The sequence below is a fragment of the Streptomyces tricolor genome, from assembly GCF_002155905.1.
GTDB classification, from domain to species: Bacteria; Actinomycetota; Actinomycetes; order Streptomycetales; family Streptomycetaceae; genus Streptomyces; species Streptomyces tricolor.
The window spans coordinates 20,415-27,256 of record NZ_MUMF01000505.1 but is presented as its reverse complement, the minus strand read 5'-3'; the positions used below and the strand labels follow the sequence as shown (position 1 = coordinate 27,256).

At 73.2% G+C, this 6,842-nt stretch carries 8 protein-coding genes; 3 read left to right on the top strand and 5 right to left on the bottom strand.

Annotation, left to right across the window (positions count from 1 at the left end):
- Nucleotides 1-552: HAD hydrolase family protein (locus CCN44_RS31765; RefSeq protein WP_158103176.1), on the top strand; the 552-nt coding region annotated here is incomplete at its 5' end.
- On the opposite strand, the gene CCN44_RS31760 is transcribed toward CCN44_RS31765, so the two are convergent.
- From CCN44_RS31760 to CCN44_RS31740, 5 genes are all read right to left on the bottom strand, one after another.
- A complete protein-coding gene (locus CCN44_RS31760) occupies nt 542-1,339 on the bottom strand; it encodes an SAM-dependent methyltransferase (RefSeq protein WP_086701555.1) in 798 nt (265 codons plus the stop codon). The genes CCN44_RS31765 and CCN44_RS31760 overlap by 11 nt on opposite strands.
- Nucleotides 1,340-1,407: 68 nt before the next feature.
- Complete coding sequence (locus tag CCN44_RS31755) at nt 1,408-2,055, bottom strand: HhH-GDP family DNA glycosylase (protein ID WP_086701552.1); 648 nt, start codon at nt 2,053-2,055, stop codon at nt 1,408-1,410.
- A gap of 14 nt (nt 2,056-2,069) precedes the next feature.
- The gene (locus CCN44_RS31750) at nt 2,070-2,414 is read right to left on the bottom strand and encodes a DUF3140 domain-containing protein (protein WP_086701549.1); all 345 of its coding nucleotides are present in this window, start codon (nt 2,412-2,414) and stop codon (nt 2,070-2,072) included.
- Between the two features lie 31 nt (nt 2,415-2,445).
- Nucleotides 2,446-2,937: a Dps family protein gene (locus CCN44_RS31745; protein WP_059254654.1), complete on the bottom strand. Its 492-nt coding sequence runs from the start codon at nt 2,935-2,937 to the stop codon at nt 2,446-2,448.
- A gap of 83 nt (nt 2,938-3,020) precedes the next feature.
- Nucleotides 3,021-3,830, bottom strand: a complete 810-nt coding sequence (locus tag CCN44_RS31740; protein ID WP_086701546.1) for an alpha/beta hydrolase — start codon at nt 3,828-3,830, stop codon at nt 3,021-3,023.
- Nucleotides 3,831-3,977: 147 nt separating this feature from the next.
- Between CCN44_RS31740 and CCN44_RS31735 the strand changes: the two genes are divergently transcribed.
- Together CCN44_RS31735 and CCN44_RS31730 are read left to right on the top strand one after the other, a co-directional pair.
- Nucleotides 3,978-5,165, top strand: coding sequence for a thiolase family protein (locus CCN44_RS31735; protein ID WP_059254656.1), 1,188 nt, complete (start codon nt 3,978-3,980; stop codon nt 5,163-5,165).
- 76 nt (nt 5,166-5,241) lie between these two features.
- Nucleotides 5,242-6,753 carry a long-chain-fatty-acid--CoA ligase gene (locus tag CCN44_RS31730; RefSeq protein ID WP_059254657.1) on the top strand — a complete coding sequence of 504 codons (1,512 nt, stop codon included), beginning with the start codon at nt 5,242-5,244 and terminating at the stop codon, nt 6,751-6,753.
- Nucleotides 6,754-6,842 lie beyond the last annotated feature (89 nt).

The following is a 6,842-nucleotide window of genomic DNA, read 5'->3' as shown; positions in this document are numbered from 1 at the left end:
GTACGGCGGCTGGTCGCGGACGGCGCGGACGTCGGCGCCGTGGTCTGCGGCAAGCGGGCGGCGTACGTCGAGCGGACCGACGAGGCGTTCCTCGCCGAGGTGCGCAAGTACTACGTCGAGCACCGGATCGTCGAGGACGTCACCGCCGTCGAGGACGACGTGATCAAGGTGGCGCTGTTCGACTTCGGTTCCGCCGAGCACACCACCGCCCCGGCGCTCGCGGAGTTCGCCGCCACCCACCAGGTCGTGGTCTCCGGCGCGCACTGGGTGGACGTGATGAACCGCACCGCCAACAAGGGCACCGCCCTGCGCGGCCTCCAGCGGGCGCTGGGCATCACGCCCGCGCAGACCATGGTGTTCGGCGACTACCTGAACGACCTGGAGATGCTCGACGCCGCCGAGTGGTCCTTCGCGATGGCGGGCGCCCACCCCGAGGTGATCCGCAGGGCCCGCCACCTGGCCCCGTCCAACAACGACGACGGCGTGCTGCGGACCGTGGCCCGCGTGCTCGGCCTGCGGTACGACGGGGCGGACGGCGGCGTCAGGGCTTGACGGCGACCCCGCCGTACAGCGAGACCGGCCCGTCGGGCGCGTCCTCGGGCCGCCACTCGGCCACGGGGACGATCCCGGGCTCCAGCAGCCGCAGTCCCGTGAAGAAGGCGCCCACCTCGGCGTGCGAACGCGCCACCAGGGTGACCCCGCCCGCCGCGTAGGCCGCGATCCCCTTGCGCACGTTCTCGGGCTCGAAGTCGGCGGTCATGGCCGACAGCACCAGGAAGCTGCCCGGTGCCAGCGCGCCGACCAGGGTGTCCACCAAGTCGTGGGCGCCGTCCTCGTCGGCGATGAAGTGCAGCAGGGCGATGAGGGAGAGGGCCACCGGGCGGTCGAGGTCCAGGACGCGGGCGGCCCGCTCCAGGATGGTGTGCGGATCGCGGGCGTCCGCCTGCACGTACTCGGTCACGCCCTCGGGGGTGCCGCGCAGCAGCGCCTCGGCGTGGGCCAGCACGATGGGGTCGTTGTCGACGTAGACCACGCGCGCGTCCGGGGCCACGGACTGGGCGATCTGGTGGAGGTTGGGCTCGGTCGGTATGCCGGTGCCGATGTCCAGGAACTGCCGGATCCCCGATTCCGCGGCCAGGGCCCGCATGGTCCGGCGCATGAACGCGCGGTTGGCCCGGGCGGCCTTCGGGGCGTCCCCGTCCATCGCAGCGATCCGGCGGCCCAGTTCCTCGTCCACCGGGTAGTTGTCCTTGCCGCCGAGGAACCAGTCGTACACCCGGGCCGGATGCGGCCGGGTGGTGTCGATGGTGTCCTGGATCTCCGGGCCGGTCCCCGTCACGCGCCGCTCCTCACCCCGTTACGGTCCCGGTGGTCGGTCCGGGACCTGCGGGGAGCAGTCTGGCACGATCATGCGGCGCGGCGCAGGCAGTCTTCGGCCACCTGTCGGTCGAGCGCCGCCCGCACCAACGCGGCGGCCAGCACGGCCGGCTGCGTCTTCCCGGCCAGCTCGGCCAGCTTCCGGGGGTCCTCCGGCAGACCGAGCCGCGCGGCGCCGGACAGCGCCTTGCCGTCCAGGTAGGGCGCGATGTCCGGCCACACCCGCTGCGCCTCGCGCAGGAAGATGTCGGCGCCGGCCGGGCCGATGCCCGGCTCCTCCTGGAGCAGCCGCTTCAGCTCCCCGGTGTCGCCGTTCGCCTCCCGGTGCAGCCGGCGCAGGTCCCCGCCCCAGCGCTCGGTCAACAGCTCCGCGCCGTCGCCGAGTTGGGTGGCGGTGCGCTCGTCGTAACGGCGGTAGCCGCCCCGGCCGAGCGCGTCCACCCGCTGCTGCCAGTCGGCCTCGGCCATCCGGCGGGGGCTGTCCAGGTGGTCCTCGTGCAGGGCCCGGGCGGCGGCCACCGCGACCGAGGCCCGGATCCGGGCGCTGAGCAGCAGGGACAGCACCAGCAGCCGGTACAGCGGCTGCGGGGTGTCCTTCAGGCGGATGCCCGCCTCCTCGGCGTACGTCCGCCCGTACGCGGACACCAGCTCGTGCACGACCCGTTCGTCGCGGTTCACGGTCCGTGCACCGGCTACGGCTTGAGCGGGTCGTGGCCGAGCGTCATCAGCCGGTGCCGGCGACGGGTGTCCTCCGGCGTGCTCTCCGGCTCCGGCTCGTTCTCCATGTCGACCAGGTCTCCGACGGTGTCGACGACCTTGTGCATGATCCGGATGTCGTCGTCGGTGAGGTCGGTGCGGCGCTTCCGCAGGATGGCGAGGACGTGCTGCCCGGTGGGCGTGCCCGCCTCCTCCGGCAGCGGTTCCGTCTCCTCGTCGGCGTCCCGGACCTTCAGCCAGGCCGCGAGTTCCGCCGAGGTCATGTTCACGACGCGGTGGAAGTCGTCCCAGAGCGCCTGGATCTCCAGGGCGTCGGCCATGGGTCTTCCCTTCCGTGCGGAGTCTGGTGTGCTAGCCGGCGGCCTCGTCGCGCGGATGGTTCTCGGCCTCGAACATCCAGCGCTGCTTCTCCAGGTCGGCCGTGACCGAGATCAGCAGGTCCTGGGTGACCGGGTCGGCCTTCTCGGTCGCCTCGATCCGCTTGCGCAGCCGGCCGACGGCCGTCTCCAGCGCCGACACCATCAGCTCCACGACCTCGGTGTCGCGCAGCCAGCCGTCCTTGGTGCCCGGCAGCGCGAAGGTCGCGGCGATGGTCTCCGGGCGGCCGTCCGGCGGCACGCCCAGCGCGGCGGCACGCTCGGCCACCGTGTCCGAGTGGCTCCGGGCCGTGGCGACCACCTCGTCCAGCTGGAGGTGGATCGACCGGAACCGCGGGCCCACGATGTTCCAGTGCGCCTGCTTGCCGATCAGCGACAGCCCGAGCAGGTCGATCAGGGTCTCCTGCAGGGCGGTCCCGGTGACGCCGAGCGCCTCCTCGGGCAGCGTGCTCTTGACGACGGTCATAGGTGTACGTCCCCTTTCGTCACCTGTCTACGGTCGTGTCCGAAAGGGCGGGTGCCCGCTGGACCGGGGAGCAAACCGGCTGATCAGCGGGGCAGTACCCGGTCCAGGAAGCCCCGCACCTCGGCGAAGACCTCCGCCTTGCACGTCTCGTGGAACACCTCGTGCCGCGCCCCCGCGAAGGTCCGCTCGGTCAGTGCCCCGCCGCTCAGCCGCTCCACCCCGATGCGGCTGCCGGGCAGTGGCACCAGCCGGTCGTCCTCGCCGTGCAGCCAGAGCAGCGGCAGCCGGCCGACGTCACCGTCTTGGGTGACGGTCTTGAGTGTCCGGGCGAACGCCTCGACGGTGGGCCGCTTCATGGGCCCGTGCCAGACCAGCGGATCGGCCGCGTAGGCGGCGCCCACGGCCGGGTCCCGGGACAGCGCGGCGGGGCTGACGGGGGTGTCCGGGATCTCCTCCAGGGCCAGCAGCCGCTCCGGCAGCTCCCAGGCGCCGATCACCGGGCCGGACAGGATCAGCGCGCTCGGCTCGTCGCCGTACCGCTGGGCGTAGCGGGCGGTGATCAGGCCGCCCATCGAGTGGCCCACCAGGACCAGCGGCAGGCCGGGGCGGGCGGTCCGGGCCAGCTCCGCCACGGTGTGGACGTCCGTGACCACGTCCTCGAAGTCCTCGATCAGCACCCGCTCACCGGCCGACCGGCCGTGGCCGGCGTGGTCGGGTGCGTACACGGCGGCGCCGTGCCCGGTGAGCACGCCCGCCAGCTCCTCGTACCGGCCGGCGTGCTCGCCGTACCCGTGGATCACCAGGGCCAGGAAGCGGGGGGCCGGGTGCGGCCACTCGCGTACGGCGAGGGCGCCGCGGGTGCCGTCGAGGGTGTGCTCGCGGACGTGGGGCATGTCTCCTCCAACTGCCTCGGTGAAGGTCCTGGAGGATCTTCCCAGCGGGGCGGTCGGGGGTCTATAGTCCAAAACTAGCAGTGCTAATTAACGGGTGCTGTGCAGGCCCGTTCCGATCCACAGCGTCGTAGGTCAGGAGTCCCAGCCGTGCGTCCCGTCCATTTCGCGGCCGCCCGCCGCACCCCCATCGGCAAGCTGCGCGGAGCCCTGTCCCCCGTCCGCCCCGACGATCTGGCCGCCACCGTGATCCGCCACCTCGTGGCCGACGTGCCCGCGCTCGACCCGGCCCGGATCGACGACGTCTACTGGGGTGCCGCGAACCAGGCCGGCGAGGACAACCGCAACGTCGCCCGCATGGCCGTGCTGCTCGCCGGACTGCCCGACTCCGTGCCCGGCGCCACCGTCAACCGGCTGTGCGCCTCCGGACTCGAAGCGGTCACCACCGCGGCCCGCACCATCGCCGCCGGCGAGGCCGACATCGTGATCGCCGGCGGCTCCGAGTCGATGAGCCGCGCCCCCTTCGTGCTGCCCCGCCCCGACGAGGCGCTGCCGCAGCGCATCGAGACCCACGACACCCGGCTCGGCTGGCGGCTGGTCAACCCCGCCATGAAGGAGCTGCACGGGCTGCTCTCCATGGGCGAGACCGCCGAGGAGGTCGCCGCCCGGCACGGCGTCTCCCGCGCCCGCCAGGACGAGTTCGCCCTGCGCAGCCACCAACTCGCCGCCGCCGCGCGCAAGAACGGCCACTTCGACGACGAACTTCTGCCCGTCGAGCGCCCGGACGGCATCGTGGTCGAGCAGGACGAGTGCGTCCGCGAGGACACCTCGCTGGAGAAGCTGTCCCGGCTCAGGCCGGTCTTCCGCGCGGACGGCACCGTGACCGCCGGGAACGCCTCGCCGATGAACGACGGCGCGGCCGGCCTCCTCCTGGTCAGCGAGGAGGCCCTGAACGAGCTGGGCCTGGAGTCCCTCGGCCGCTATGTCGCGGGCGCCTCCGCCGGCGTCCACCCCGACGTGATGGGCCTCGGCCCGGTCCCCGCCACCCGCAAGGCGCTGGCCCGGGCCGGCTGGGGGATCGGCGACCTCCAGGAGGCCGAGTTCAACGAGGCGTTCGCCGCGCAGGCCCTCGCCTGTGTCGACCAGCTGGGCATCGACCCGGACCTGGTCAACCCCACCGGCGGCGCCATCGCCCTCGGCCACCCCCTCGGCTGCTCCGGCGCCCGCATCCTCACCACCCTGCTGCACCGGATGCGGCGCACGGGCGGGCAGCGGGGGCTCGCGACCATGTGCGTGGGCGTCGGGCAGGGGACCGCGGTGCTGGTCGAGAGGGACTAGAGCGTCACGAACGGGGGCTCCCCGTCACGGGGATCGGTACACGAGCCGCAGCAGCAAGGAAACGGAGCAGTACTCCATGGCAACCCTGTCCGTCGCCGCGATCCTCGCCGAGAACGCCCGGCGCCGCCCCGGCAAGACCGCCCTCGTCGAAGGCGACCTGCGGCTCACGTTCGCCGAGGTGTGGCAGCGGGCGCTGGCCCAGGCGGGCGCCTTGACCGCGCTCGGCGTACGGCCCGGCGACCGGGTCGCCCTCATGGCGCCCAACACCGCCGAGTTCCCGGTCGCCTACTACGCGATCGCGGCGGCCGGCGGTGTCGTCGTCCCCGTGCACCTGCTGCTGTCGCCCGGCGAGGTCGAGCACGTCCTGCGGGACAGCGGGGCCACCCTGCTGCTCGTCCACCCGGCGCAGGCGGAGACCGGCACGGCCGCCGCACGCGCCACCGGAGTCCGCACGGTCACCCTGGGCGGGGAGTTCGAGAAACTCGCGGCCGACGCCGAGCCCCTCCCGTCGTACCTCGCCCGGGCCGCCGACGACCCCGCGGTCGTCCTGTACACCAGCGGTACCACCGGGGTCCCCAAGGGCGCCGTCCTCAGCCACTTCAACCTGGTGATGAACGCGACCGTCAACGCCTTCGACGCCAACGACATCCGCGCCGACGACATCGCCCTGGGCGCGCTGCCGCTGTTCCACGCCTTCGGCCAGACGGTGTCGCTCAACTCCACCTGGCGGGCCGGCGCCACGCTCGTGCTGCTGCCCCGCTTCGACGCGGCCCGGGCCATCGAGCTGATGGTGCGGGAGGGCGTGAACACCTTCCACGGCGTGCCGACCATGTTCGTGTCCCTCACGGCGGCGGCGGCCGACGCCGCCCGGCTCCCCGAGCTGCGGGTGTGCATCTCCGGCGGGGCCTCGCTCCCGGTCGCCGTACTGGAGCGGTTCGAGGCGGTGTTCGGAGCGAAGATCTACGAGGGGTACGGGCTGTCGGAGACCTCGCCGGCCGCCGCCGTCAACCAGCCGGTGTTCGGCACCAAGGCCGGCACCATCGGCCATCCGCTGTGGGGTGTCGACGTGGAGATCGCCCGGGCCGAGCTGGAGGACCGGATCGAGCTGCTGCCGCCCGGCGAGCTGGGCGAGGTCGTCGTCCGCGGACACAACGTCTTCTCCGGCTACCTCGGCCGTCCCGAGGCCACCGCCGAGGCCCTGGTGGACGGCTGGTTCCGCACCGGCGACCTCGGCACCAAGGACGACGAGGGCTTCCTGCGGATCGTCGACCGCAAGAAGGACGTCATCATCCGCGGCGGGTACAACGTCTACCCGAGGGAGGTCGAGGAGGTCCTGACCCGCCACCCGGAGATCGCCCAGGTCGCCGTCATCGGCCTGCCCGACGACCTGCACGGCGAGGAGGTGTGCGCCGTCGTCGTCCCGGCACCGGGCACCGCGCCCGACGCCGCCGCGCTCACCGCCTGGTCGAAGGAGCACCTCGGCCGGCACAAGTACCCGCGGCGCGTGGAGTTCACGGACGCGCTGCCCCTCGGGCCGAGCATGAAGGTGCTCAAGCGGGAACTGCGGGCGAGGTACACCGGCCGGTAGGACACCGGTTCGCGACGCGGGGACCGGGACCGGCCGGCGGGACGCCGCTCACGCCGTGCGGATGCATGGGCATGACATCGGACCGCATA

Excerpts from the sequence above, each read along its gene's own strand:
- CCN44_RS31750 (WP_086701549.1), bottom strand. The coding sequence starts at position 2,414 with ATGGCCGACGCCCTGGAGATCCAGGCGCTCTGGGACGACTTCCACCGC.
- CCN44_RS31745 (WP_059254654.1), bottom strand. The coding sequence starts at position 2,937 with ATGACCGTCGTCAAGAGCACGCTGCCCGAGGAGGCGCTCGGCGTCACC.
- CCN44_RS31740 (WP_086701546.1), bottom strand. The coding sequence starts at position 3,830 with ATGCCCCACGTCCGCGAGCACACCCTCGACGGCACCCGCGGCGCCCTC.
- CCN44_RS31730 (WP_059254657.1), top strand. The coding sequence starts at position 5,242 with ATGGCAACCCTGTCCGTCGCCGCGATCCTCGCCGAGAACGCCCGGCGC.